A 24,360-nucleotide genomic window follows, 5' to 3' on the forward strand; every position below is an offset into this window, starting at 1 on the left:
TCGAAACCCGTTGCGGTGGTAACGGGCGCAGCCGGCGACATCGGCATGGCCATTGCTGCGCAGCTGTCAGCAAGCCACATCATCGCCGCCGTGGACATAGACATGATTGCCCTCGAAGGCGCGGTGGAAAGTCTTGAAAACCACGGTGCCGATATTGCTGCGATCCAATGCGACCTGACCAAAGTTGACGACCTAGCCCGGCTTGCCAGGGAAGCTGCCAGACTGGGGCAGGTCAATACAATCATCAACAACGCGGGCGCCGCTGCAGCACTTACGTTGCATCAGATGACTGCCGAAACACTGTCCAGGGATCTCGCTCTCAATCTGGAAGCCGCGCTCAACTGCTTCAAGGCCTTTGAAAAGCCCTTGATTTCAAGCGGTGCCGGCAACGTGGTCAACATTGCCTCAGTCAACGGACTGTCCGTCTTCGGTCACCCAGCCTACAGCGCTGCAAAGGCCGGCTTGATCCATGCAACAAGGTCCATCGCAGTCGAATATGGGAAGTACGGCATTAGATCGAATGCCATCGCGCCTGGCACTGTTAAGACCCAGGCCTGGAAAATACGGCAGGCTGCCAATCCGGACGTCTTTGACGAGGCCCTTTCCTGGTATCCGTTCAAATCCCTGCCTGAACCGAATGACATTGCCTCGGCCGTTTCATTCCTGATCAGCCCGGCGGCGCGTTGTATCACGGGTGTTTGCCTGCCTGTCGACAGTGGGCTCACTGCCGGGTCACCTGCCTTTGCCCGAACCTTCACTCAATCTCCCGACTTCGACGGATTTTAAGTCATGACCAAGTTTGTGCTCGACTGTTTCTACCGCCCTGCGGAGGATCTTGCTGCATCTCGTCAGGAGTTTGCACTGACCAATACAAGCTCCAAGCCCCTGAAGGATTTCACGCTGGCCTACACGGCCGTCAACCGGGCCACGGCAAATGCCAAGCTTGAAAACGCAGCAAGTTTCAGCCGGATTGCGAATTTTCACGAAATCACGCCAAACACTGGCGAAACGATCGAACCAGGTGAAACCTGGACCTTCGCCATCACCGGCCTGGCGAACGTGGCGAGACACCGGCTTGATGGTCCGAAGTCCGCCTATGTCAGCACCGGTGGCAGCGTCATCGAGGTGCTGTGCAATGATCTTGAAGCGCCGGAAGAGCTGGACAGCGGAGAACGCCGCAACATGCCGGCTGGAGACCTCTCTGAGCCGCTGCATATCGTTCCCTGGCCCCAGAAAGTGGAAATAACGGCCTTTGCGGACGACAAGACAAGCTTTCTTGTTGCCCAGGGCTCTGCAGAGGAAAAGGCGGCGGCGGCCAAGATCAACGCGCTCGCAGCAAGGCTTTTCCCAGGAGCGCCACATCCTTTCCGCTTTTCTCAGTCGCATCATCAAATCGCGATTGAGTTCCAGCAGGACGATAGCCTTGCAGCTGACGGTTACCGGCTCGAATTTGCCCAGGCGAAAGCAGCCTTGCACTACAGCGGCCCCGTCGGCCGTGACTATGGCCTGACTGTACTCGCCCAGATGGCTTACGGCACCTATGAGGCACCTGGTACATTCAAGTTTCCTGCACAGGGCGTGATTGAAGACGCCCCAAGATTTTCCTGGCGTGGAACGCATCTGGATGTGTCACGACATTTCCGTGGCCCCAAAGACATCATGCGCCTGCTCGATATTCTCGCCTGGGGTCGGATGAACGTCTTCCAATGGCATCTGACAGACGATGAAGGCTGGCGACTTGAAATCAAGGCCTATCCCGAACTGACCGAGGGCGGCGCGCGGCGTGGCCCTGGTTGCCAGCAGGTGCCCCAGCTCGGCTTTGCCGCTGAAGTCTACGAAGGGGCCTATTCGCAGGAAGAAGTTCGCGAGATTGTTGCCCATGCCACCAGCCTGAACATAGACATCCTGCCGGAAATCGATGTTCCGGGGCATTCGACCGCCGTTTTGAAAACCTATCCGCGCTTCGCCGATCAGGCGGAGACCCCGGAGAGCTACCATTCCATTCAGGGCTATCCGAACAACGCACTGAACCCGGCAATGGATGAAACCTACGAGTTTCTGGAAAAGGTCTTTGCAGAAGTTGCCAGCCTGTTTCCGTTCGACTTCATCCACATCGGCGGCGACGAAGTCGACGTCAATTCATGGCTCGCCTCTCCGAAGACCCAACGCCTCATGGAGGAAAAGGGTCTTGCGGATACAATGGAAGTGCAAGCCTATTTCATGGGCCGCGTTCGCGACATCCTGAAGAAACTCAACCGGAAACTTGCCGGCTGGGACGAAGTCTCACACGGTGGCGGCATTGACCCGGATGGCGTGCTTCTGATGGCCTGGCAGCGACAGGAAGTCACCAAGGACCTGATCGATCAGGGCTACGACGTCATCTGTACCCCGGGACAGCACTATTACATGGATATGGTCCAGGCATCCGGCTGGCATGAACCGGGTGCGGGTTGGGCCGGCGTTTCGACACCGGAAGACTGTTATGGCTATGAAGCAGCTGCCGGTCTCAGCACCGGCAGTGAAGAGCGCCTCAAGGGGGTGCAGGCCTGCATCTGGTGCGAGCACATGACCGACAACGCCATCTTCAATCATATGGTCTTTCCGCGGCTTTATGCAGTCGCTGAAGCCGGCTGGACGGCCCCCGCCAACAAGGCCTGGCTGCGATTTGCAGCACAGGCCCCCTTCTTCCCCCAGCTTTGAATGCGTGACGAGGCAGGAAGATGAAAATTGCAGTTGGCGGCATTCATACCGAATGCAGCACCTATTCACCGGTCCAGCAAACCACATCAGACTTCACGGTCACCCGTGGCAAGGAGTTGCTGGCACAGGCAGGCGTCGACGGCGGCAGGTTTCCTGACGTCACCTTTTGTCCATTGTTTCACGCCAGATCCATTCCCGGCGGACCGGTGTCTGCGGATTGCTATGCGAGCTTCAAGTCTGCCTTTCTTGCCGAACTTGAAGCCGAGAAGCCATTCGACGGTGTTCTCCTGATTATGCATGGCGCCATGCATGTGATCGGTCTGAGCGATGCGGAAGGGGACTGGATCTCTGCCGTTCGCCAACGCGTCGGGCCGCAAGTGCCAATCGCTGTCAGTTACGATCTGCACGGCAATGTCACGCAAACCATTGTCGATCAGATCGACATCTTCTGTGCTTATCGCACTGCCCCTCATATCGACGTGACCGAAACACATCGACGTGCCGCGGCAAATCTCGTCGACCAATTGGGTGGCGGTCCCAAGAGATACGTGGCCTGGGCTCCCGTGCCGGTTCTCCTGCCCGGGGAACGAACCAGCACGGAAGATGAACCGGCAAAATCTCTTTATGCGACGTTGCCGGTATTCGATCAGAGATCCGGGGTGACCGATGCCAATCTGATGGTGGGGTACGTCTGGGCGGATACGGCAAGAGCCACCGCGGCTGCCGTGGTGACGGGAACAGACCTGGATGCCATTCAACTGGCGGCTTCCGAAATTGCTGCGCAGTACTGGTCCGCAAGGCAAGACTTCGAATTTGGTGTCCCCACGAAGCCGCTCGAACTGTGCCTGGACGATGCAGCAACAGAAAACTCGTCTCCCCTCATCCTTGCCGACAGTGGCGACAATCCGACAGGTGGTGGTGTTGGTGACAGATCTGATGCCCTGGCGGCCTGGTTGGAACGAGGCTTGACTGGAGGTGTATTTGCAGGGATCGCTGATCCGGTTTCGGTCGATAAACTCTGGGCATTGCCTGACGGCTCTTCGTCCCGCCTCACAATTGGCGGTGCCCTGGGCAGCGATTGCAAGGTCGTTAGCACGGAAGCTGTCTTGCTGACTAAAATAGGCAGAGAACAGGATCATAATCGGGAAGTGTTGACCAGGATCGCAGGTAACTTGGTGATCCTGACGGAACACAGACGCCCCTTCCATCAACTGGAGGACTTTCGGCGCTTTGCCATTGAACCGTCCACTGCAAGGTTCCTGATCGTGAAATCCGGATACCTGTCGCCAGAGCTGGCGCCAATCGCCAATCCCGCCCGTATGGCCCTCACGGATGGTGCGGTTAACCAGGACATAGAAGCGCTCACAAACCAACACCGCCCTGTGCCGAGCTACCCTTTTCAGCGGGCCTTCGATTGGAAACCGGTTACAAGTCTATCCCGCAGGGCATCCGCTTGAGTACTGGGCGCTCTTTCGAACTGCATGAGTAACCGCCGAATCCAGCCGACTATAAAGGATGCATTGCTTACCGAACGCGTCCTGAATGCACGGATAATTGGCATTATGCTTGCAAATACAAGCACTCGCAAAGTTTTATTTCTATTATTTTCAGTACCGAATTTAAAATCTGTCATCCCCCAGCATTTGCATTTCTCAAATCAATCATAGTCTTACATGGGATCTTGAGCTCAGCAGCGCCTCCTCAAACACACTAATTGTAATTTTTACCAATGTTGAATGTGAATGGTTGGTCAGTATCAATTTATGGGACGATCGAAATCCAGCCTTCAGGACCTGACCCGATCTGCAGATCCAACGGCAAACTAAAACGGCCTGATTGCTGCAAGGATTTGATCTGTCGGGAGATTTGCACGTACCCCATCAACTGTGCCGATCCCATAAAGCTCCGCCGGACCTCTGCCGGTGGAGCTTTTTAGTTGGAACGTCTGTGAGGTAGACACCTCTAGCCGCGTTGAGCAAACCGGCAGGTTGCTGACCTCGAGTTCAAGGCAAGTGCACAGGCGATAGCGGAAACCGATCAAAATCATCGAAAAACATCGACAAAATTACCACAGTCAACAAACTTACTCTACGTTCATTGTTAGTTATGACGATGGCTTTGCGTTCACGAACTGGTGATTGGCCTTGAACTTCGCAGTTCAACCCACATTTATTACCGAAATATAACTGAAAAAGCCCGGATTTGTGATCTTTGTTACACGCATTCGGGAGATTGTGGTGCGATAATGGCAAAATCGTGACCGCACGAACGGGGCGCAAAAGCGCGGAAGACCTGAAAAGTCCTATAATGGACCTCCGTTTATAGACCCCACGCGCGGTAATTTAAGTTGTATTAGCCTTGGGAGGCGTACATGCAACGGAATACCAGAGCAGGAACTCTTGCGCTTGGCCTCATCCTTGCCTTGGCGGGAAGCGCTGCTGCGGCCCCATTGCCTCAGGAAACGATCACGTTGCCTGAGGATCGTTTGGCGGTCACAGTCGCGTCAGCGTCACAGGATCAGGCCGATCCGCTGGAAAGTGAGCTCACGATATGGGTGGGCGAAATCGAACTTGAAGGCCGGAAAACGATCTGGGTAGAACTGATCGATTCCTTCGGCGAAGTTATCTATGACAGTGAAGTGAACACCAACGAAACCCATCTGCTTCCAGATGGCCGGGCCGTTGTCGTTCGCGCCATGGATCAGGATACGGTTGTCGCCGGCAAGGATGAATCAAGACTGGTCAATGAAGGCACCCTCACGGTCACACGTCGTGTGGTCAATGAAGGTGTTGATGCGACCACAATTGAACTTATCGAAACCGGCCAACAACCCTCGCAGAAACGCGGCACCATGCTGCAGGTCGCAGATTTTGGCGAATTGGTATGGCAGAAGGTCGTTGCCTTCTTCGATGCCGCACGCACACGCGTGGAAATCGCATGGAACTGGATTGTCGACACGATCCAGGCCTGAGGCTTGTTTTGGCGCAATTGCCTTGCAGACTTGCGACACGCCATTCGCTTGCCCGGCTTTTTTGCCGGGCAGCGGCGATGCGCGTGTGAGATTTTCCGCTCTTCCGAGGTCGCAAAACCTCAGATGGCGTTGGCTGAAGTCGCGCCGATGGTTTTGCGTCAAAAATAATCCATAAAATTCATCGTCCTATGTGATCCGCCCTTCAAGGCGAGGCGTAACCGCTGCACATCAACTGGAAAACTTGGCGTCCAACCAGGTTTCCCGCGGTAACACCGACGCCCCGAAGGATATGATATGCGGATTGCCGTAATCGGCTCCGGAATTTCCGGAAACAGTGCAGCCTGGGCCCTTAATGATCTTCATGACGTTGTTCTCTACGAGCGGCGCGAACGGCCAGGTGGTCACAGCGCCACGGCGGATATCGACTATGATGGCGCCCGGATTTCGGTGGACACCGGTTTCATCGTCTACAACGAGCTCAACTACCCGAATTTTACAGCGCTGCTTGACCATTTGGGGGTCGCCAACGAGATAAGCGACATGAGCTTTGCCTTGTCGGCGGACAACGGCAAGCTTGAATGGTCAGGCCATTCTCTGAACGCGGTCTTCGCACAACGGCGTAATCTGGTCTCACCGCGGTTCCTGCGCATGTTGCGTGATATCTTCCGCTTCAATGGCAAAGCCGTTGAAGATCTGAAGGCCGGACGCCTCAGCGGGCAAACGCTCGGTGGCTACCTGGAGCGTGAACACTACTCTTCCGGTTTCATAAATGACTATCTGCTGGCGATGGGCGCCGCCATCTGGTCGACGCCGATCAACGAAATGCGGGACTATCCTGCGGAAAGCTTCGTGGCTTTCTTTGAGAATCATCGCCTGCTTTCATTCGATCGGCCACTGTGGCGCACCATTTCCGGTGGCAGCCGAAACTACGTGGAAAAACTGCTAGCGCCACTTCAGGGAAAGATCAGGCTTGGCAAGCCGGTCACAGAAGTTCTCCGGCAAAACGGTCAGGTTATCGTGCGCGACGCATCCGGCCACCAGGACGTCTTCGATCATGTGATCCTTGCCAGCCACACGGACCAGACCCTTGCCATGTTGGGTGATCCCTCCCCGCAGGAGCGCGATATTCTTGGATCCATCCGGTATCGTCCGAACGAGGTTTACCTTCACCGCGACGAGGCCCTGATGCCGAAACGCAAAAACGTCTGGGCTTCCTGGAATTACATGTCCGATCGCGAAGCCGGCGAAACCCGGGACGTAACCGTTAGCTACTGGATGAACCGGCTGCAGAACTTCGATCACTCCAAACCGGTTTTCGTTACGTTGAACCCCTATGCACCACCTCAGGAAGACAAGACCTTCGCGAAGTATGTTTATGATCATCCCCAGTTCGATGCCATGGCGCAGCAGGCCAAGAACCGACTTGGGGAAATTCAAGGCGTGAACAACACCTGGTATTGTGGTGCCTGGCGCGGTCACGGTTTCCACGAAGATGGACTTTCGTCCGGACTTGATGTTGCCCGTTCGCTGGGTGCCCGTCTGCCATGGGAAAAAGACACGGCTGTCGATACCTATCTGGAGGCTGCCGAATGAAGGCAAGGCCGAGCAATTGTATGCATGACAATGGACCGCCCCCCGAACCGGCGGCATCCTTGTTCATGGGCTCGGTCATGCATCACCGCATGAAACCCCGTGAGCACAGGTTTTCCTACAAGGTCTTTTCCGTGCTGCTCGATCTGGATCGGCTTGAAGAAGCTGCGCAGTCCAGCCTCTTCTTTTCCGTCAACCGGTTCAATTTGCTGTCGTTTCATCAGAAGGACCATGGCCCCAGGGACGGGTCTGATTTGCGGCTCCATGTCGACCGATTGCTCGCCAAGGAAGGGCTAGAGGCACCTGCTCGGGTCCTGCTGCTCGCATATCCGCGGATGCTGGGTTACGGCTTCAACCCTCTCAGCGTCTATTATGCCTATGACCGGTCGAACCAACTGATTGCGCTCGTTTACGAGGTGCGCAACACGTTTGGCGGCATCCACACCTACGTAGCACCTGTCAGTGCCGGCCAATGCAGTGATGCAGGTATACGCCAGGATCAGAAGAAGCTGTTCTACGTGTCGCCCTTCGTCAGCATGGAACAACACTATTTCTTCCGCATGATGCCGCCGGGAAAAACCGTCCGCGTTCGCATTCTGGAAAAGGATTGCGAAGGCCCGCTTTTGTCGGCGACATTTTCCGGCACACAACACCCCCTTTCCAACGGCTCGATTCTGCAGGCCTGCCTTCAGGTGCCGCTGCTGACATTCAAGGTCATCGGCGCCATCCATTGGGAAGCCTTTAAAATCTGGCGCAAGCGTGTACCATTTCACGCTCGACCCGCAGAAGATGCAGGGAATGACGGGTTGCCTGGGCAGACAGGTTCTGTCTTGCCAGTTTCAAACAACTGACGTTTCAAGAGGTTCTGCTATGAGTGAGCCGATTGTTCTGACCAAGGAAAACTTCCGCGCGGAGTTGAAGGGTGCTCCACGCCTCGCCAAAATGGCGGCTGGCCTTGCCCTCAAGATCCGCTACGGGTCACTTGAAGTTCAATTTCCAGACGGTCGAAGGTTCCATATCAAAGGGCAGGAAGATGGCCCACACGGTGTTCTCAAGATCCATAACTGGGCGTTTTTCCGGATGGTCGTCCAAGCAGGCGACGTTGGTGTCGGAGAAGCCTTCATGGCGGGGTACTGGTCGTCGCCCGACGTGACCACGTTTCTGGAAGTCTTCTGCATAAACCAGGAATCGACGCTGGAAGCTCTCCAGGGGAAACCGTTTACACGATTTCTGATGTCGGTACGCCACTGGCTGAACTCCAACACCAAACGCGGGTCAAAGCGTAACATCTCGGCGCACTATGATCTCGGAAATGCATTTTACCGGGAATGGCTCGATCCTTCGATGACCTATTCCTCGGCGATCTACAGCAACGAAACCAACAATCTGGAACAGGCGCAAACCGAGAAGTACGCTTCTCTGGTACGGCAGACGGGCATTACTCCCGATCACAAGGTTCTGGAAATCGGGTGTGGCTGGGGCGGCTTTGCCGAATATGTCGCAAAATCGGTTGGTGCCAACGTGCGAGCCTTGACCATCTCACAGGAACAATTCGATTACGCGCGCGAGCGGATCTACAAGGCCGGCCTCAACGACAAAGTTGAAGTGGTCTTCCAGGACTATCGCGACGAAAATGGCGTGTTCGACAGGATAGCCTCCATCGAAATGTTCGAGGCCGTCGGTGAAAAATACTGGCCAACCTACTTCCGCCAATTGTCGAAGTGCCTGAAGCCGGGTGGCAAGGCGGGTCTGCAGATCATCACGATCCAGGACAAGATGTTCGAGGACTACCGCAGAGGCACAGACTTCATCCAGCGCTATATCTTTCCAGGTGGAATGTTGCCGCCGCCCGGCCGTCTGGCGGAAATCGGCAAGTCACTGGGCCTGGACCTTATGGATCAGAAGATCTTCGGCCAGGACTATGCAAGAACGCTTGCAGAATGGCGTCAGAGCTTCCGACAGGCCTGGCCAAGGATCAGTCCGCTGGGTTTTGACGAGCGCTTCAAGCGCCTCTGGGAGTTCTACCTGCATTATTGCGAGGCAGGCTTCCGGTCCGGCAATATCGATGTTCGCCAGATGGTCTACGTAAAATCTGCCTGAGCAAGACACTGATCTTGAAGACACATTTCAAAGGCCGGGATCACCCGGCCTTTTTCTTGTTCCAACCCGTGGACCGGGCGACCAGCGCGAAGTAGGCACTGTACGGCAACCAGCGCAAGAGCTTCAGTTGCCGAACAAATTTACGCGGAAATGCAATCTCGAAACGGCTTGGATGGGACAGGCCTTTCCTGATTTCCTCGACAGCCTCTTCCGGAGACATCAGATAAGGCATCGGAAACGGATTGGACTTTGTTGCCGGCGTATCGACAAAACCGGGACTGATGACCTGAATTCGGATCCCGGCAAGGTCCAGATCGAATTTCAAGGATTCAACAAGGTTGATCAGCCCCGCCTTGGTGGCACCGTATGCAGCTGACGTCGGCAAACCGCCATAACCTGCCACAGACGACACCACTGCGATCTGCCCCCTGCCTGCCGCCTTCATGGCTGTGATTGCCGGCAGAAGCACATTGACGGTTCCCATGAGGTTCACATCAAAGCTTTTGCGAAAGGCGTCTGCATCGGCATCGAGGCCATCCTGCGGCAGATAAATGCCCGCATTAGCCACGAGCAGGCTCAAACCGCCGAAGTCCTGCTGAATTTTTTTCACGTGTTCGGCCATGAGGTCCGTCTTCGTGACATCCCCAGGCAGCGCATGAATAGAACCGGCTAGCGTCTTGGACTGGTTCTCCAGCTCCGCCAATTCCTGCTGCGAGCGGGCAGTTACAATGACCTTCCAGCCCGAACGGGCGAGGTCAAGTGCAAGCTCCCGTCCGATACCGGAACTAGCTCCCGTGATCCAGGCGCAACCATGATCAGCTTGGGCAACGTAATTCGTCTTGGGCAATTCATTCTCCCGGTTCGTTTGCCTCTTTACGCAAACAGACCGGGTGTCGGATCGAATTTTAGCGGATAAAGGGTGCGAACCAGCGGCCGACAGGGCCGGTCAACTGCAGGCGTCCCGCTGTCACCGCAAAGCAAATGCAGTCTTCACCCTCGTCAGCTATAGGTTTGTGGTCCACATCGCCATCGGCAAAGGCAACGTCACCAGCCACATAGTGGCCGTCTTCGTCCTTGAAACCGCCTGTCAACACCAACGTAAGCTCAGTGCCGTGGTGCGTATGGGACGGCATTGCTCGCCCTGCCCGCACCCAAAGGAGACTGCTTGCGCAGCCGTCAATTTCACCGAACTTGCATTCCTTGACGCCTGGAAGGAGCGTTTTCCAGGGTAGCTGATCCATCGAGGAACCGATAATCGACTGCAGCGATTCGGGAACGGCCGGTCCGCCTTTCTCAGACAGTTCGGCGGCAGGCGCGTTATCGTTCAGGTCATCAACGGCGCCACTGAATATCGATCCGAGAAATTCGTCCCGATTGGAAATGGAGACCGGTTCGGCGTCTTCCAGTTCAAAGCCGGCAAGAGTTTCAAGTGAGTTTACATATGACCTGTTGCAGTCGCTCATTTCGAGATGAGCACCGACCAATGCCTGCGCCGGATAGGTCAAGGTCCCGGCCGCATATCCGGCCAGTAACTCGTCCATTCCGGTCACGTTTTTTTCCATTACCGCTCTCATTTGGCTTTAGAATCCCAAGTTGCCTTACCGGCGATACGACAGGCAACAAAAATCGGATCAACAATTACACCAGAATTGTTAGAAATAGAATTTCAGTGAGCTGATTTCACGGAACAACTGATGGCGTGTTTTTGACACCAGAGGGAAAAAGGAACCTGATTGGCCTCAGGTGCTGGCATTCCCCATTTGAAGCCTTACATTGCGACCTTGATCAAGGCCCTTCAGACCTTTAGCGTCCGGGGCTTATCAGATTTCATCTGGCCGGTCAGCGCCACCGGACCAGATCAGCCGGGAAAGAATAAATGTCTGTGTCCGCTTCTGTTGTCGATGCGATCGGTAACACGCCCCTCATCCGTCTGAAAGCACTGTCCGAGGAAACGGGTTGCGAGATTCTCGGCAAGGCCGAGTTCATGAACCCTGGTCAATCGGTCAAGGACCGACCTGCCCGGCAGATGATTCTTGAAGCCGAAGCCCGCGGTGATCTCAAGCCCGGTGGTGTGATTGTCGAGGGCACAGCCGGAAACACCGGTATCGGACTGGCGCTGGTAGCCAGTGCGCGCGGTTACCGGACCGTGATCGTTATTCCGGAAACGCAAAGCCAGGAAAAGAAGGACATGTTGCGCCTGTGTGGTGCTGAACTTGTCGAAGTTCCGGCCAAGCCTTTTTCCGACCCCAACAATTACCAGCACGTCGCCCGCCGTCTTGCAGAAGAGATGGCACGGACTGAACCTAATGGCGTTATCTTTGCCGATCAGTGGAACAACCTCGACAACCGCAAGGCTCATTTCGTAACCACAGGTCCTGAGATCATGGCCCAAACGGGTGGCCGTGTTGACGGTTTCATCTGTGCGGTCGGTTCCGGCGGCACGCTGGCCGGCGTTTCAACCTATCTTCAGGAGAACAAGCCGGGAGTCGTCATCGGCTGCGCCGACCCGCGTGGCGCCGCGATGCAATCGCTGTTCACCACCGGCAAGGCGGTCGCCTCTGAAGGTGGATCGGTTTCCGAAGGCATCGGCCTTGGCCGCAGCACCGCGATTGTCGGCGATCTTAAAATCGATCACGCCTACACAATTCCGGACGAAGAAGCCCTGCCGCTGGTGTTCGATCTCGCGGAAAAGGAAGGGCTACTGCTTGGTGGCTCGACCGCTATCAACCTGGCCGGCGCCCGTCGCCTTGCTCGCGAGCTTGGTCCAGGCAAGACGATCGTCACGATCCTGTGCGACCACGGCACCCGCTACCAGTCGAAACTCTACAATCCGGACTTCCTCAGATCGAAGAATTTGCCGGTTCCGGAGTGGCTGGAACGAAAAGTCACGATCCAGCCACCCTTCGCCTGATCGATTGACACCGGGGGGCATTGCATGAGTTCAGCGGATCAAGCATTGGCGCAAGGCGGTGACGCAGCCGAAGCGGTGATCCGCGATGCCGTCACAGATGCCGGCGTTCTGGATGTCATGGCAAACAATCTCGGACTGGTCGCGGCGTTTGTCGCGATCATGTACGTGACGGCAGGCATCTGCGCCGTTCGCGAAGTAATGAATTCAAGAACTTCCCAGGGGTCCGTCGCATGGCTGCTGTCCCTGTTTTTTCTGCCTTATCTCACGGTGCCGCTCTATTTCGTGTTCGGCTGGCGATCCTTTTCCGACTACGAGAAAATTCAAGCGACCCTTGGCCGGGCAGAACGGGCAAGGCGAGCAGACGAACTTGGCCTGACCGATCACGAGGAAACCAGAGACTGGCCGGTTCTTTCCCGTGTTGCCGGGGTTCCCTTCATGGCCGGCAACAAGGCAGACCTTCTTATCGATGGTGATGCGACGTTTACAGCCATCAAGAATGAAATCGCAAAGGCCAGAAACGTCATATTCTTCCAGTTCTTTGCCATCCATGACGACGAACTGGGACGTGACATGGCTGACGCCCTGATCGCCCGTGCCAAGGATGGCATAACGGTCTATTTCCTCTACGACGATGTCGGCAGCCATTCTCTGTCAAAAGACTATCTGACCCGCTTGAAGAGCGCCGGTGTCAAGGTTTGCGGTTTCAACGAAAACCACAAGTTCCTGCGACTGCTTGGACCGATGCGTCTCAACTATCGCAATCATCGCAAACTGGTCGTGATCGACTACCGCGTCACATTTGTCGGCGGGCACAATGTTGCTGACCAGTATGTCGGCCGGGACAACTGGTTTGGCCACTGGCGCGACACCCATGTCCGTGTCGAAGGGCCCGCTGCCGTTGCTTGCGCGCTCTCCTTTGTCGAAGACTGGCTCTGGGCGAGCGGCGAGCGTATCGAACTGCCTCAGGTTGGCGAAATTCCGATGCCTGGTGACGAAGCCGTTCTGGTGATGCCGACAGGGCCTGCAGACAAGCTGGAAGAATGCGCACTGGCATTTGTCGAAACGGCAGCCCGGGCACGAAAGCGGCTATGGATCACTACACCGTACCTGGTGCCGTCTCTCGACATCCAGACAGCACTTTGCTCGGCAGCAATGCGCGGTGTGGACGTACGCGTTCTGATGCCGGAAAAACGTGATCACTGGACTGTCTGGCTCGCAAGCCACGCCTACGAGGACACCCTGGTGCAGCGCGGGGTGAAGGTTTACCGCTATATCGACGGTTTTCTGCACCAGAAGGTTACGCTGATGGACGACGAACTCGTTTCCATCGGCACGGTCAACTTCGACAACAGATCATTCCAGATCAATTTTGAACTAACCCTCTGGTTCACCCATCCGCGCATGATCGACAATGTCGAAAGCATGCTGGAGACCGATTTCCAGAACTCACGCCTGACCTGGCCGGACGCGTTCCAGTCCCGCAGTTATGTTTTTCGTGTCCTGGCTCAAGGCGCCCGGCTGCTGTCTCCTATACTTTGATCATTGTTCGGGACACATTCAGTCCCTGACTGCGTGGCCATGCAGAGCGCCTCGTGCAGCTTGAAGGCAATCTCCAGCACCTGTCTTGTGAAATCGAAGGAAGAGCGCCCCCTTCCGGGCTGGTGCCGTTGAGGCGAATGATCTAAACCTCTATCAGACCAACTTCTCCGGCATCTGCAAACCATGGCTTACATACCCGACTACGCGACCCTGCTTGCCTTTACGGCCGCAGCACTGGTGCTGACAGTTACGCCAGGACCCGACATGACACTGTTCATGAGCAAGACGCTGACACAAGGCCGACGCGCCGGGCTTGCTGCTGTGTTTGGGGCAACCTGTGGGCTGGTACTGCACACCGTGCTTGCTGCGATCGGTGTTTCTGCCCTGCTTTCAGCGTCGGCACTTGCATTTACAGTGCTGAAGATCGTCGGCGCCGCCTATCTGATTTATCTCGCAGTTCAGGCCGTCAGGAACGGGTCCTGCCTCGCGTTGGAAGCAGCCTCCGTGAAGAGGCAACCTATTCACCGGGTCTGGTTACAGGCGCTCGGGATCAACATCCTCAATCCCAAGATCGTCTTGTTCTTCGTGACCTTCCTGCCTCAGTTTGTCAGCGCGGCGGATCCGAACGCGACAGGAAAACTGATGTTCCTCGGGTTTTACTTCGTCGTTCTGGGTATGCCCATTTGCGCTGCGATGGTTCTCGGAGCCAGTGCGTTCGCGCGTTTCCTGAAATCCTCGCCGAAATTCATGCGTGCCTTCGACTGGGCTTTTGCGGGCATCATGGGCACCTTCGCCCTGAAGCTTCTGGTGGCAAAGGCAAACAGCTGAACCGGTTCCTTTGGCTGCCGGTGACCCGTGGTGACTGAGCGTCCAAAACCAGTCTAGCGTGCCAGCAGCTCTCTCAGGCCGGCGGGGGTGACTTGGGCCATCTTGCGAAAATCCCGGCTCATATGGTGGCGATCCGAATAGGACGCCTGGTAGGCAATCTCATCGAGACAGCAGTCGCCTGACGCCATCATACGCGTCGCCTTTCGCAGACGGACGAAACGAGCGAGCCTGGCGTAGCCCAACCCCGCCTCCGATAGCCGGCGGGAAAGACTTCTCGGCGATAAACCGAGTCCCGCCGCGGTTGACGACAAGCCGGGATGCTCCCCCACTGAAAGTTCGAGACTGCCGACGACCCGCGCAAGAAGTCGGTTCGTGCCCGGCCCCTGCGGCCTGTTCAGCAGGTGGTGAAAAGACAGGCTTGAAGCAGAAGACATCATTCCGATCTCGGATTTGAACCCGGAAGCTTCTTCTGCAGGAATAATCAGGATATCGCTGTCGAAGTCCAAGTTGCCTTCGACGAATTTGCCAAACCGATAGATCGGCCGGGAAGCAGTGCCGCGGCTAACCGCCCAGATGTCCTGAATGTGTATCCCTGCGCTTTCAAGCGTTCCGGTCGCGACACCGGCCAGCATTGCCGGTCCGAATGGTTTCTGGTTCGCGGGACGAACCTTGTAGGGAGACAGGACCAGTGAATTGCGCTGGACGGCAGAAATAAAATCTTTTCCTTGACCGCTCTCGTAAAACCGAAAGGACGCCTGCAGTGCCAGGACACCCGACCATCTGTTCACCAGATCGGGCATGCTCGGCGCACTCGTCAGGAGATGACTGATCACATCGAAACCGGTTAGGCGACCCAGAGCACGCGCCAGATTGAAAACCGCTCCGCATCCTCGTGAAGCGTAGAGCATTCCGATACGGGGCAGCGGATCCCTCGCCTCAGCGCCATGCAAAACGGAATTCCCGTAAATTGCGGGAAACCGTGCCTCAGCCTGCTTCGCAAAACGCCTCAACCACCAGTTCCAATACGCCGAATAGGCTTCTCCGAGCGGCTCGTTGACACGCACGTTCTCCGCACCTTGTTGCGGCTCATTGGAAATTTTGGCGTCGATATTCACAGGTCTTCTTTCGACCGTGCTGCAGGATGAAATGTGCCCTGGAACGAAACCAAGGGTTTAGCGCAAATGCAAGCATCGAAATCGAGGGGAACATGCGCAACTTGAAATCTCAGCTACGACTTCTTGCACTGACGTCACTGGCTACACTGACGGGCAGCTTTTACGCACTGGCTGATCCGGTCAACCTGACGGCAGGCGAGATCAACGACATGATGTCGGGAAACTCCATCCATGGTTTCTTTCCCGACGGTGTGACGGAATACAAGCAGAACAACCACGCCGACGGCATCGCCGTTGTCGTGGTCAAGGGCGACAAGATCCGGAACATTCCGTGGGAAGCCGTCGAAATTAACGGGACTGGTCAATATTGCGAAGACTGGAGCGGCGATGGCTGGGGCAAACTCTGTTTCACGGTGACGCGCGAAAACCCGGCCAAGCCAATCTTCACAAATGCAAAAGGCAAGGTAAATGCACAGAACTGGTCTGAAGGTTTTGTCGATCTGAATTTCGCCGACTGAACTTGGTCCACATCATTGTTATCGCCCGCGGTCCGGCCGGATTGCGGGCGTTTGTTTTTCATGACCCCGGTTTCCGGCAAATAGGGTCTTGCACCGCATGCTGTTCGTTGGTCAATTCGACGCTATTCGTTTCAGGGAGTTCCGGATGACCACGCCTTTGTTTCGCGACGATGCCTATCTCAGAACATGTGAAGCCGAAGTGACCGGCATCAACGAGCGTGGCGGCATCGTGCTTGATAGAACGGTTTTTTACGCGACCGGTGGCGGTCAACCGGGCGACAGCGGCACATTGGAGCTGGAAGACGGCACGAAGATCGACATTGCCACCACGGTCTATGATGACGACAAGAAAACCATCGTCCATGTTCCTTCAGAAGGACAAAACCTGCCTGCCGCCGGCACAAAAGTGACCGCCCATTTGGACTGGGCAAGACGGTACCGGTTGATGCGCATGCACACGGCCTTGCATCTATTGTCCGTGGCCCTGCCCTTTCCGGTTACAGGTGGTCAAATCGGAGATCCCGAAGGACGGCTTGATTTCGATATGGGCGAAGAAACAATCGACCGGGAAGCGCTTCTGGAGAAGCTCAATGCGCTGGCTTCTGGTGATCATGAAGTAACCACGCAATGGATCACAGACGAAGAACTCGATGCCAACCCGGGTCTGGTCAAGACCATGTCCGTCAAGCCTCCCCGCGGGTCCGGCAGGGTAAGACTGGTCAGGATCGGCGACGATGTGGACTTGCAGCCTTGCGGCGGTACGCATGTAACGAGAACTTCTGAAATCGGCCTGCTTGAACTCGGCAAGATCGAAAAGAAAGGCAAGCAGAACAGGCGCGTCCGGATCCGTCTGACCGACTGACAAAGAAACGGGGGAAGTTGAAATGAAACTGTCAGGTTGCTGCCGGTGTGGTGCCGTTTCCTTCGAACTGGAAAGCAGAACCCCATACCCTTACATGCGCTGTTACTGTTCCATCTGCAGTAAGACAGGTGGCAGCGGCGGTTATGCAGTCAATCTGATGGGAGACGCCGGCAGCCTTGAGGTGTCGGGGGCGGAGACGAAGTCGGTCTACAACGCTGTCATTGATGGAAAGACCAGTCCTGCGGAACGTCATTTCTGCAAGGCTTGCGGATCTCACCTGTGGCTTTGGGATCCGCGTTGGCCTGAACTGGTGCATCCACATGCAGGAGCGGTCGATAGCCCCTTGCCAACACCGCCAGAGATTGTCCATATCATGCTGGCGTTCAAGCCTGACTGGATCGAGGTGCCGAGCGGTCCCGGACACGTTCATTTCGAGAACTATCCGGACCTCTCCATCGAGGACTGGCACAAGTCCAAAGGCTTGCTGGAGACCTAAGGAGCCGTAATGACCGACCATCCCCTCGTATCGACTCAATGGCTGGACGATCATCTCTCCTCGCCAGATCTGATTGTCATCAATGCCTGGATGCCGCCGGTCACGCATCCAGATGCTCCGCCTGTCTATCCGAACGCCCACATTCCAGGCGCCGTCTTCTTCGACGTCAACGAGGTCTGTGACAAGACCAGCGATCTGCCTCACATGCTGCCAGCTCCGCATGTGTTTTCGTCAACCATGCGGAAAATGGGGATAGGCGACGGTCAGACACTGGTGGTCTACGATGATTTCGGTTTCTATTCCGCGCCACGCGTCTGGTGGACGCTTCGCAGCATGGGCGCGGAACGAGTTTATGTTCTGGATGGTGGTTTTCCGAAGTGGCGGGCAGAAGGCCGTGCTTTTGACGACGATACGCCCCGCAGAGTTCAAAGCCACTTCTCGTCCCGTCTGAACCATGGTGCCGTTGCCGACCTCGACCAGATCCGCTCCACCATTGCAAATGGTTCGCGGCAAATACTGGATGCAAGGTCTGCCGAACGATTTGCCGGAGAAGCGCCAGAGCCGCGTGCCGGACTGAAGTCGGGTCACATGCCGACCGCGCTCAACCTGCCCTTCACCCAGCTCATCGCGGAAGACGGCACATTCTTGCAGAAGGAAGACCTTGCAAAGGCTTTTCAGGATGCTGGAGTGGATCTCGACAAGCCCGTCACGACCTCTTGCGGTTCCGGTGTAACAGCGGCGATCCTGACCCTTGGCCTTACCGTGCTCGGTGCTCGGGATCTTGCGCTTTACGACGGGTCCTGGGCGGAATGGGGAAGCCGGGACGACACGGACGTCGTCACCGGCCCAGCTTGAGAGGTCAAATAGCGCCTTGATCAGGTGCCAGTCTTCAAGGTTTCAAAGAAATCCCGGATCTCATCCGAGATAGAACTGGTGCTCGAAGACATTCTGCTGGATGCAGCCAACAGACTGTCGGCCGCCTGATCGGTGGCGGTGATTGCCTGTTCGACACCGCCAATGTTCTCATCGAGGGTCTGCGTTCCCGAAGCGACCGTCTGGATGCTGTGGGAAATTTCCTGCGTTGCAGCTCCCTGCTCTTCAATCGCCGCTGCTATCGACGACGTCATTTCATCAAGTTGCTTGACCACTTCGGAAATCGACTGGATGGAGGCAACGGCGTTGTCCGTCGAACTTTGGATTTCAGTGACTTGCTGGCTTATTTCCTCGGTGGCCTTCGCAGTCTGTTCTGCAAGGGTTTTCACTTCGCTTGCGACCACTGCAAAGCCTTTGCCGGCATCACCGGCACGGGCAGCCTCGATCGTGGCGTTCAGAGCCAGCAAATTGGTTTGTTCGGCAATCGCCTGAATGAGACCGATCACATCCCCGATTTTCTGGGCTGCACCTGCCAGGCTCGCCACCTGAAGACTTGATTGTTCTGTGCCGCCCGCCGCCTGGCTGGCAATACGGGACGCACCGGAGATCTGCTTCGAAATTTCCTGGATCGAACTGGACAGCTCTTCTGTTGCCGAGGCTACGGTCTGGACGCTGACGCTGGAGTCTTTTGAAACATTACCGGCGTTCTCGACCTGGCTTCTTGCGGTCTGCGATACGCTCGTCAAATGCTCGGCTTCACCCGCGACGCTGCGAGCACCGGCCTCAACGTCAGCCAGCGGTTGCTTGACGCTGCTCTGGAACTTTTCGATAGCCTTGTTCAACCGTTCCGTCTGCGCTGCACGCTCCAGAAGAAGCTCTTCTTCGTAGGTTGATATGGCAAGGTCCATGTCAAGGAAGACGGCCGCCGTGACATCGTTCAACAAGACGGCAAGGTTTTGAAAAGACCGTCTGTATTTACGGGTCAGATGGGCATGCAGATGGCGCAGGACATAAAGATACCCGGCAATGTACCAACGCGGTTCCAGTCCGATGCGGCAATGCACATGACCGATCTGGTTGATGCTCTGCTGGTAGCTCTGGTCGAAGCCCGACGTGAACAGCTTCTTCCAATGGCCCTTTTGCGCTGAAACAAGTCGAGACTGATGCGACCCGACGAGTGCAGCCAGATTTGGCTGGGTGTTGATGTGAACGTAAAAACCCGCCAGCACATCGTCCAACACGGGCTCGATTACTGGCCATAGCTTTCTGAGATTTTCGATTGTGGAATGATCAATTTGGGCGAATTTCAAACGGGATTGGAAGTCGTATTCCTGATCGCTCATGGCAGGTCACCTTGATAAAAACTGACCATACGTCATCCGACAATTCTAAATAAACCATAAATTGTATTTCTACGTACGACATAGTGACAATGGCGGGTTGAGCCACAACGATAACGGAATAGGAATAATTACCAATCCCCCCGGTTTTTGGCCGTTTTTTAGGCAATAAAAATGCGACAGCCGATTCTTTCCGATGGGAGCAGCAAACACAACCTGAAAACACAGACACCGATACTTTCGTCGTATTCCGGTTGTCCAAAACAAGGATCACTCACCCGGCTGGGGTCTTGCCTTCATCCCCTCCGGTTTCTTGCGTGAAGGCTCCAGACTGATCAGAAAGTCGGCACGTGTGCCAGCAAGATGATGGCCTGGCCAGATTTCCAGAGCATCGTTCAGTTTCCCTTTCGGGTATCGAGCGAAGATGTCCTTGCGAACCTTCTGCGCAATCCTGCGCTGCCCCATTCCGAACACGTCACACATTGCTCCGCGCGAAACAAGATGTGCTTCTGCACCATATCTCCTGGCAGACACATACCCGTTAAGATGCAGTCCGATGGCATCGGCAATCCGATGTACCTTTGCCCGGTCATGCCCCTGGCCGACAAGGTGGTGCTTGCAGCGTTCCGCGCCATGAACCACGAAACAGCAATCCCGCGGCTCACTGGTCCGGCCTGACGCCAGGCCTACGTCATGCAATATGGCAGCACAGAAGAGGATTTCCTTGTCGACAGTGAGCTTACGATAGCCACCTATCAACAGGCCGAAATAATAGGTGCGCCAACTGTGCCGCATCAGGTCCAAATTCTGGACTTCGTCGGCAAAGTCGAGTGCGTCCCGGACCAATGCGGTCTCCGGTGGCTGCAGTCCTTCAAGGTCTGCACCGAAGCTGTTGATCAGGCTCAGTTTTCCTCTGAAAGCATCCAGCGCTTCAAGCATCCCCATACGGCCAAGATTTGTAAGCACCTTCAGCTTTTCAGTTCTTGTCAGTCGCCCATTGCTGAACTGACCAGGCCTTTTTCCCCAAGCCACCGTCCCCATGTCTGCAGTGTTTTCCGGCATCTCCCAAAACGTCTCCATTGATTGCTCCATTTTATGTACCGTATCGCATAAAAATAGACATGTCGATATTTATGTGCGAATTGGTATAAAATGAAATCCGAAAGCAAACGCGGCCGTCCGCGCAAATTCGATGAAGACATTACGCTCGACCGCATCATGCTGGTGTTCTGGCAGCACGGCTATGCTGCTACCAGTCTCGACCAGATAGCAGAAGCAACAGGCCTGAACAGACCCAGCCTCTACGCCGCATTCGGCAGCAAGAAAGACATGTATCTGAAGGTGATTTCACGGTTCGCGGACCAGATGCAAGCCCTCCTGAAGGCGGCAGGACTGACAAAAACAGGGCTGAAACCCCGGCTCAAGGCCATCATGGCAGCTGCTATCGATCTTTATTGCGGCAGGTCGACATTTGGCGATGCGGCCTATGGTTGCCTGGCCATCTCCACACTGACGACTGAAGCTGCTGATGATCCTGACTTCAGATCAATGCTGGCGCATGTCGTTGAACGAATGGATCGAGGGTTCGCAGGATTGATTTACGCGGAGATGAAAGATGCAGTTCCGGAAGCAAGCGTCCAGTTCGCGGCCCAGCATCTGTCTTTGATGCTGCACGGTCTTTCGGTTCGCGCCCGGGCTGGGGAATCTCGCGATGTCCTGGTGGAACTGGCAGAGGCCGCTGTTGACCGGCTTGTACCGGACGCTGCTTCAGCGCCCGTTATGTAGATCCAGCGACCAGTCAAGTGTCAGAGGCAGCGGCGTCCACATGCCGGTCTTCACCCCTGCCCGCCTCAACATGTCGGCCGTCCAGGTGTTGCAGCCCATCATCGCATTGAAGCCGCCAACTGCCGGAAAGAAAATGTCGTGTGCGTCGTACGCCACTCCGGGAATTGCCGACGGAGGCGCTGTGCCATCTGACTGGAAACTGGTCCTGATATCATTGACCAGCTCACCAAATTCCAGTTGGCTCAATTCGACTACGCGGACGCTTTCCTGCTCAATCGGAATATCGCCAGTGCGACGGACATGCATGACCGAAGCATCCCAGGTCAACGCGTCTATTACCGGCCCCGGTTTCAAATCGCCCCACGTTGGCGTTTCGATATAGAAGGACCGCCCGCCCCACCCGAAAGCAATCCAGAAAACACCCGGATAATCCAGCTCCAGCCCGCCATCCGATACGAATCCGAACGCCTCCAGCACGTCCGGATCAGCCGGGAGGGCGATATCAGTATGGATGGGATTGTTGAGTATCAGAATGCGCCGTTTATCTGCTGAACTTTGCGCAACTTCCATAACCGGGTTGGAAACGAACAAAGGCCTCGGAACGAGTGCTCCGAGGCCCAGTGCTACAACAGCAGTGAAGACAACAAGGCAAATTCCAATCAGGAACCTGCGCAGCAGTTTCATCATCCGCAGTCTTTAGCCGATCAGTGGTGCAGGATCTGGCTCAGGAAAAGCTTCGTACGTTCATGCTGCGGATTGGTGAAGAACTCTTCCGGCTCGTTCTGCTCCACGATCTGCCCCGCATCCATGAAGATAACGCGGTTTGCAACCTTGCGCGCAAAGCCCATTTCGTGAGTGACGCACAGCATGGTCATGCCTTCTTCGGCAAGTCCGACCATCACGTCCAGAACTTCCTTGATCATTTCCGGGTCGAGTGCCGAGGTCGGCTCATCGAACAGCATGATTTTCGGGTTCATGCACAAGGACCGTGCAATAGCAACGCGCTGCTGCTGCCCACCGGACAGCTGCCCCGGATATTTGTTCGCCTGCTCCGGGATCTTGACGCGCTCGAGATAGTGCATCGCGATGTCTTCGGCTTCCTTCTTGGGCATCTTGCGAACCCAGATCGGAGCCAGAGTGCAGTTCTCCAGGATCGTCAGATGCGGGAACAGGTTGAAGTGCTGGAAGCACATGCCGACTTCGCGGCGGATTTCGTCGATCTTTTTCAGATCGTCCGTCAACTCGATGCCATCAACAAGGATCTGTCCCGCCTGATGTTCTTCCAGACGGTTGATACAACGGATCATCGTGGATTTGCCGGAACCTGACGGTCCGCAGATAACGATACGTTCGCCGCGCATGACCTTCAGGTTGATGTCGCGCAGAACGTGGAAATCCCCGTACCACTTGTTCATGTTCTTGATTTCAATAGCCACGTCCGTATCGGAGATGGTCATTCTGGAACGGTCGGCTGCGAGTTCCTCGTCGCGTACAGCGTTTTCAGACATAGTTTTTAACTCCAAGAGTGTCCTGTGGCCGGGGCGCTGCGGTTCATCGCGCGCCCCGGAAGCGGTTTGCTAGCGTTTGTGTCCTGTATGAAGCTTCTTCTCCATGAATATGGAGTAGCGCGACATGCCGAAGCAGAAGGTCCAGAACACCACTGCAGCGAACAGGTAACCCGTGTGACCGGTGCTGGGCGTCGACCATGTCGGATCCGTGAAGGACGACTGGATCTGGCCGAGAAGGTCGAACATGCCGACGATCAGAACCAGAGTCGTATCCTTGAACAATCCGATGAAGGTGTTGACGATCCCGGGGATCACGAGCTTCAGAGCCTGTGGCAAAATGATGAGATACATCATCGGCCAGAACCGGAGCCCGAGCGCCATGGCACCTTCATATTGCCCCTTCGGAATGGCCTGCAGGCCACCGCGGACCACTTCTGCCATATAGGCGGCAGAGAACAGGGTCACGCCGATCAGCACGCGCAGCAGCTTGTCGAAGGTCACGCCTTCCGGCAGGAACAACGGCAGCATCACCGACGACATGAACAGAACCGTGATCAGCGGAACACCGCGCCAGAACTCGATGAAGATAACCGAGACAAGCTTGATGATCGGCATTCTTGATCGACGTCCAAGCGCCAGCGCGATACCGAGCGGTAGCGAGGCCACAATACCCGTGACCGCGATGACAAGCGTGACAAGCAGACCGCCCCAAACCGCTGTTTCAACGATCGGCAGGATGACCGCATCTCCGATGACCAGGCCGGTCAGCAGGAAGTATGCGATGATCGGGAAGACGACCAGAAACAGGATTGCGTTGATTTTCTTGAACGGCGCGCTGGGGATTGCCAGCGGCACGAGCAACACCGCGAACAGGAAATAGACGATGTTCACCCGCCAGATTTCCTCGGTCGGATACCGGCCATAGATGAACTGCGGGAAGTACGCTTCCACGTAAGCCCAGCAGGCACCGCTATGGCCGCCGTCCTGCGGCAGACACGCCTCGCGATTGTCGCCGCTCCAGACAGCATCGATAAATGCGAACTGGATCAAAGGCGCGATAAGTGAGTAGGCGATCAGAATGCCGATCACAGTCAGAACGGTGTTGCCGATGGACGAAAACAGGTTCTGACGCATCCAGCCGATGACGCCGGTGGTCGAGATCGGCGCCGGCAGTCGCGGCGCCTCCTCGGTTCTGATTTGGAACATATCAGTGTTAGCCATTTT

General features: G+C 55.8%; 23 protein-coding genes. 15 read left to right on the forward strand and 8 right to left on the reverse strand.

The genetic code is table 11. From position 1 onward, the window contains the following. Window positions 1-45 precede the first annotated feature (45 nt). The 7 genes from FIV05_RS21315 to FIV05_RS21345 all read left to right on the forward strand — a co-directional run bounded on the left by FIV05_RS21315 (window position 46) and on the right by FIV05_RS21345 (window position 9,361). Window positions 46-786 carry an SDR family oxidoreductase gene (locus FIV05_RS21315; protein WP_286202313.1) on the forward strand — a complete coding sequence of 247 codons (741 nt, stop codon included), beginning with the start codon at window positions 46-48 and terminating at the stop codon, window positions 784-786. 3 nt (window positions 787-789) lie between these two features. After that, window positions 790-2,700 (forward strand): family 20 glycosylhydrolase, encoded by a 1,911-nt coding sequence (locus tag FIV05_RS21320; RefSeq protein WP_152510894.1) that lies wholly within the window; start codon window positions 790-792, stop codon window positions 2,698-2,700. 20 nt (window positions 2,701-2,720) lie between these two features. Continuing rightward, a complete protein-coding gene (locus FIV05_RS21325; RefSeq protein ID WP_152510895.1) occupies window positions 2,721-4,157 on the forward strand; it encodes a M81 family metallopeptidase in 1,437 nt (478 codons plus the stop codon). Window positions 4,158-5,071: 914 nt separating this feature from the next. Next, window positions 5,072-5,671 (forward strand): hypothetical protein, encoded by a 600-nt coding sequence (locus tag FIV05_RS21330; protein WP_022998797.1) that lies wholly within the window; start codon window positions 5,072-5,074, stop codon window positions 5,669-5,671. Window positions 5,672-5,965: 294 nt separating this feature from the next. Further along, a complete protein-coding gene (locus tag FIV05_RS21335; RefSeq protein ID WP_152510896.1) occupies window positions 5,966-7,264 on the forward strand; it encodes an FAD-dependent oxidoreductase in 1,299 nt (432 codons plus the stop codon). Window positions 7,265-7,353: 89 nt separating this feature from the next. Then, window positions 7,354-8,112 carry a DUF1365 domain-containing protein gene (locus tag FIV05_RS21340; protein WP_286202217.1) on the forward strand — a complete coding sequence of 253 codons (759 nt, stop codon included), beginning with the start codon at window positions 7,354-7,356 and terminating at the stop codon, window positions 8,110-8,112. A gap of 19 nt (window positions 8,113-8,131) precedes the next feature. Further along, window positions 8,132-9,361: a cyclopropane-fatty-acyl-phospholipid synthase family protein gene (locus FIV05_RS21345; RefSeq protein ID WP_055654086.1), complete on the forward strand. Its 1,230-nt coding sequence runs from the start codon at window positions 8,132-8,134 to the stop codon at window positions 9,359-9,361. Between the two features lie 40 nt (window positions 9,362-9,401). Here FIV05_RS21345 and FIV05_RS21350 read toward each other — a convergent pair whose 3' ends face one another. Next, entirely contained in the window at window positions 9,402-10,208 is an 807-nt protein-coding gene (locus FIV05_RS21350; protein ID WP_152510898.1) for an SDR family NAD(P)-dependent oxidoreductase, read from the reverse strand. A gap of 58 nt (window positions 10,209-10,266) precedes the next feature. Continuing rightward, on the reverse strand, window positions 10,267-10,923 hold the full coding sequence (locus FIV05_RS21355) for a ChrR family anti-sigma-E factor (protein WP_152510899.1): 657 nt from the start codon (window positions 10,921-10,923) through the stop codon (window positions 10,267-10,269). 314 nt (window positions 10,924-11,237) lie between these two features. Between FIV05_RS21355 and FIV05_RS21360 the strand changes: the two genes are divergently transcribed. From FIV05_RS21360 to FIV05_RS21370, 3 genes are all read left to right on the forward strand, one after another. Beyond that, entirely contained in the window at window positions 11,238-12,272 is a 1,035-nt protein-coding gene (locus FIV05_RS21360) for a cysteine synthase A (RefSeq protein ID WP_062488848.1), read from the forward strand. A 24-nt stretch (window positions 12,273-12,296) separates the two neighbouring features. Next, window positions 12,297-13,811 carry a cardiolipin synthase gene (gene cls / locus FIV05_RS21365; protein ID WP_077292954.1) on the forward strand — a complete coding sequence of 505 codons (1,515 nt, stop codon included), beginning with the start codon at window positions 12,297-12,299 and terminating at the stop codon, window positions 13,809-13,811. A 183-nt stretch (window positions 13,812-13,994) separates the two neighbouring features. After that, window positions 13,995-14,639, forward strand: a complete 645-nt coding sequence (locus FIV05_RS21370; protein ID WP_152510900.1) for a LysE family translocator — start codon at window positions 13,995-13,997, stop codon at window positions 14,637-14,639. A gap of 53 nt (window positions 14,640-14,692) precedes the next feature. On the opposite strand, the gene FIV05_RS21375 is transcribed toward FIV05_RS21370, so the two are convergent. Continuing rightward, a complete protein-coding gene (locus tag FIV05_RS21375) occupies window positions 14,693-15,754 on the reverse strand; it encodes an AraC family transcriptional regulator (protein ID WP_152510901.1) in 1,062 nt (353 codons plus the stop codon). 92 nt (window positions 15,755-15,846) lie between these two features. Between FIV05_RS21375 and FIV05_RS21380 the strand changes: the two genes are divergently transcribed. The 4 genes from FIV05_RS21380 to sseA all read left to right on the forward strand — a co-directional run bounded on the left by FIV05_RS21380 (window position 15,847) and on the right by sseA (window position 18,485). Beyond that, window positions 15,847-16,272 carry a hypothetical protein gene (locus FIV05_RS21380; RefSeq protein WP_152510902.1) on the forward strand — a complete coding sequence of 142 codons (426 nt, stop codon included), beginning with the start codon at window positions 15,847-15,849 and terminating at the stop codon, window positions 16,270-16,272. 145 nt (window positions 16,273-16,417) lie between these two features. Beyond that, the gene (locus FIV05_RS21385) at window positions 16,418-17,134 is read left to right on the forward strand and encodes an alanyl-tRNA editing protein (RefSeq protein ID WP_152510903.1); all 717 of its coding nucleotides are present in this window, start codon (window positions 16,418-16,420) and stop codon (window positions 17,132-17,134) included. Between the two features lie 22 nt (window positions 17,135-17,156). Then, on the forward strand, window positions 17,157-17,630 hold the full coding sequence (locus tag FIV05_RS21390) for a GFA family protein (RefSeq protein WP_173013903.1): 474 nt from the start codon (window positions 17,157-17,159) through the stop codon (window positions 17,628-17,630). A gap of 9 nt (window positions 17,631-17,639) precedes the next feature. Further along, the gene (sseA, locus tag FIV05_RS21395) at window positions 17,640-18,485 is read left to right on the forward strand and encodes a 3-mercaptopyruvate sulfurtransferase (RefSeq protein ID WP_062488852.1); all 846 of its coding nucleotides are present in this window, start codon (window positions 17,640-17,642) and stop codon (window positions 18,483-18,485) included. 20 nt (window positions 18,486-18,505) lie between these two features. Here the strand turns inward: sseA and FIV05_RS21400 are convergent, their stop codons facing one another. Both FIV05_RS21400 and FIV05_RS21405 read right to left on the reverse strand, forming a co-directional pair. Continuing rightward, window positions 18,506-19,846 carry a globin-coupled sensor protein gene (locus tag FIV05_RS21400; RefSeq protein WP_152510904.1) on the reverse strand — a complete coding sequence of 447 codons (1,341 nt, stop codon included), beginning with the start codon at window positions 19,844-19,846 and terminating at the stop codon, window positions 18,506-18,508. Between the two features lie 267 nt (window positions 19,847-20,113). Continuing rightward, window positions 20,114-20,923 carry an HD domain-containing protein gene (locus FIV05_RS21405; protein ID WP_152510905.1) on the reverse strand — a complete coding sequence of 270 codons (810 nt, stop codon included), beginning with the start codon at window positions 20,921-20,923 and terminating at the stop codon, window positions 20,114-20,116. Between the two features lie 72 nt (window positions 20,924-20,995). Between FIV05_RS21405 and FIV05_RS21410 the strand changes: the two genes are divergently transcribed. Beyond that, window positions 20,996-21,628, forward strand: a complete 633-nt coding sequence (locus tag FIV05_RS21410; RefSeq protein ID WP_152510906.1) for a TetR/AcrR family transcriptional regulator — start codon at window positions 20,996-20,998, stop codon at window positions 21,626-21,628. Here FIV05_RS21410 and FIV05_RS21415 read toward each other — a convergent pair. The 3 genes from FIV05_RS21415 to FIV05_RS21425 all read right to left on the reverse strand — a co-directional run bounded on the left by FIV05_RS21415 (window position 21,611) and on the right by FIV05_RS21425 (window position 24,357). Beyond that, on the reverse strand, window positions 21,611-22,312 hold the full coding sequence (locus FIV05_RS21415; RefSeq protein WP_353622178.1) for a TIGR02117 family protein: 702 nt from the start codon (window positions 22,310-22,312) through the stop codon (window positions 21,611-21,613). The genes FIV05_RS21410 and FIV05_RS21415 overlap by 18 nt on opposite strands. Window positions 22,313-22,332: 20 nt before the next feature. Beyond that, complete coding sequence (locus tag FIV05_RS21420) at window positions 22,333-23,136, reverse strand: amino acid ABC transporter ATP-binding protein (protein WP_022998815.1); 804 nt, start codon at window positions 23,134-23,136, stop codon at window positions 22,333-22,335. A 69-nt stretch (window positions 23,137-23,205) separates the two neighbouring features. Then, complete coding sequence (locus FIV05_RS21425; protein ID WP_031268584.1) at window positions 23,206-24,357, reverse strand: amino acid ABC transporter permease; 1,152 nt, start codon at window positions 24,355-24,357, stop codon at window positions 23,206-23,208. Window positions 24,358-24,360 lie beyond the last annotated feature (3 nt).

Source organism: Labrenzia sp. THAF191a (assembly GCF_009363335.1).
Classification (GTDB): Bacteria; Pseudomonadota; Alphaproteobacteria; order Rhizobiales; family Stappiaceae; genus Roseibium; species Roseibium algicola.

Excerpts from the sequence above, each read along its gene's own strand:
- FIV05_RS21315 (WP_286202313.1), top strand. The coding sequence starts at position 46 with ATGGCCATTGCTGCGCAGCTGTCAGCAAGCCACATCATCGCCGCCGTG.
- FIV05_RS21320 (WP_152510894.1), top strand. The coding sequence starts at position 790 with ATGACCAAGTTTGTGCTCGACTGTTTCTACCGCCCTGCGGAGGATCTT.
- FIV05_RS21325 (WP_152510895.1), top strand. The coding sequence starts at position 2,721 with ATGAAAATTGCAGTTGGCGGCATTCATACCGAATGCAGCACCTATTCA.
- FIV05_RS21330 (WP_022998797.1), top strand. The coding sequence starts at position 5,072 with ATGCAACGGAATACCAGAGCAGGAACTCTTGCGCTTGGCCTCATCCTT.
- FIV05_RS21335 (WP_152510896.1), top strand. The coding sequence starts at position 5,966 with ATGCGGATTGCCGTAATCGGCTCCGGAATTTCCGGAAACAGTGCAGCC.
- FIV05_RS21340 (WP_286202217.1), top strand. The coding sequence starts at position 7,354 with ATGAAACCCCGTGAGCACAGGTTTTCCTACAAGGTCTTTTCCGTGCTG.
- FIV05_RS21345 (WP_055654086.1), top strand. The coding sequence starts at position 8,132 with ATGAGTGAGCCGATTGTTCTGACCAAGGAAAACTTCCGCGCGGAGTTG.
- FIV05_RS21355 (WP_152510899.1), bottom strand. The coding sequence starts at position 10,923 with ATGGAAAAAAACGTGACCGGAATGGACGAGTTACTGGCCGGATATGCG.
- FIV05_RS21360 (WP_062488848.1), top strand. The coding sequence starts at position 11,238 with ATGTCTGTGTCCGCTTCTGTTGTCGATGCGATCGGTAACACGCCCCTC.
- cls (WP_077292954.1), top strand. The coding sequence starts at position 12,297 with ATGAGTTCAGCGGATCAAGCATTGGCGCAAGGCGGTGACGCAGCCGAA.
- FIV05_RS21370 (WP_152510900.1), top strand. The coding sequence starts at position 13,995 with ATGGCTTACATACCCGACTACGCGACCCTGCTTGCCTTTACGGCCGCA.
- FIV05_RS21380 (WP_152510902.1), top strand. The coding sequence starts at position 15,847 with ATGCGCAACTTGAAATCTCAGCTACGACTTCTTGCACTGACGTCACTG.
- FIV05_RS21385 (WP_152510903.1), top strand. The coding sequence starts at position 16,418 with ATGACCACGCCTTTGTTTCGCGACGATGCCTATCTCAGAACATGTGAA.
- FIV05_RS21390 (WP_173013903.1), top strand. The coding sequence starts at position 17,157 with ATGAAACTGTCAGGTTGCTGCCGGTGTGGTGCCGTTTCCTTCGAACTG.
- sseA (WP_062488852.1), top strand. The coding sequence starts at position 17,640 with ATGACCGACCATCCCCTCGTATCGACTCAATGGCTGGACGATCATCTC.
- FIV05_RS21400 (WP_152510904.1), bottom strand. The coding sequence starts at position 19,846 with ATGAGCGATCAGGAATACGACTTCCAATCCCGTTTGAAATTCGCCCAA.
- FIV05_RS21405 (WP_152510905.1), bottom strand. The coding sequence starts at position 20,923 with ATGGAGACGTTTTGGGAGATGCCGGAAAACACTGCAGACATGGGGACG.
- FIV05_RS21410 (WP_152510906.1), top strand. The coding sequence starts at position 20,996 with ATGAAATCCGAAAGCAAACGCGGCCGTCCGCGCAAATTCGATGAAGAC.
- FIV05_RS21415 (WP_353622178.1), bottom strand. The coding sequence starts at position 22,312 with ATGAAACTGCTGCGCAGGTTCCTGATTGGAATTTGCCTTGTTGTCTTC.
- FIV05_RS21420 (WP_022998815.1), bottom strand. The coding sequence starts at position 23,136 with ATGTCTGAAAACGCTGTACGCGACGAGGAACTCGCAGCCGACCGTTCC.
- FIV05_RS21425 (WP_031268584.1), bottom strand. The coding sequence starts at position 24,357 with ATGGCTAACACTGATATGTTCCAAATCAGAACCGAGGAGGCGCCGCGA.